We start from the raw sequence: 560 nt of genomic DNA, 5'->3' as shown, positions 1-560 counted from the left end.
GCCGGGGCCTTACATATACGTTTGGGCGGATATAATTCATATTTCGGCACAACATCTTTCCGTGCTTATATGGGAGATGATGATGAACCGTTGGAAGCTAAAAAAATACGACAGGCTGTTCATTTGATGTATACTGCGACTGCTTGTGCAGTCATTTTCATGTCTTGTGTTTATTGGTGGGTGTAAGTATGGGATTTTCCGTTACCGTTCCTGCCGGCTGCGGCGAATTTTTACAAGGGCGAGTAGGCAATAGAAGTGTCATTATTTCGACACCGGTCAATGCTTATGTAAAGGCTATCGTAAATGACGGCATATATGACGAGAAACTGTTGGGTAAAAAGTCGCGTCAAGCTGTACAACGGGCAGACTCTATTTGTGGAGGCAGACCTTTTGACAAGGTTCTGGAAATACAGTCGGATATCCCTAAAGGGAAGGGAATGGCATCCAGCAGTGCGGATATAGGCGCTTGTGCTCTTGCCGTTGCCCGTCATAAGGGGCGTTTTTTTTCGGATGAAGAGTTGTGCCGTTTAGCTGTTTCTATTGAGCCGACGGATCCTGTT

General features: G+C 45.9%; 1 protein-coding gene and 1 pseudogene. Both read left to right on the top strand.

Translation table 11 applies throughout. The annotated features are described in order from the left end of the window. Positions 1 to 186: pseudogene (locus PGX78_RS09345) on the top strand (adenosylcobinamide-phosphate synthase CbiB); the annotation flags it as partial. Between the two features lie 2 nt (positions 187 to 188). Then, on the top strand, positions 189 to 560 hold a 372-nt coding region (locus PGX78_RS09340; RefSeq protein ID WP_442864832.1), incomplete at its 3' end, for a GHMP family kinase ATP-binding protein.

Origin of the sequence: Megasphaera sp. AF13-6AC (assembly GCF_027685385.1) — a bacterium.
Taxonomy (GTDB): domain Bacteria; phylum Bacillota; class Negativicutes; order Veillonellales; family Megasphaeraceae; genus Megasphaera; species Megasphaera micronuciformis.
The sequence above is the reverse complement of the archived record's forward strand: the minus strand, read 5'-3'. Positions and strand labels throughout refer to the sequence as shown.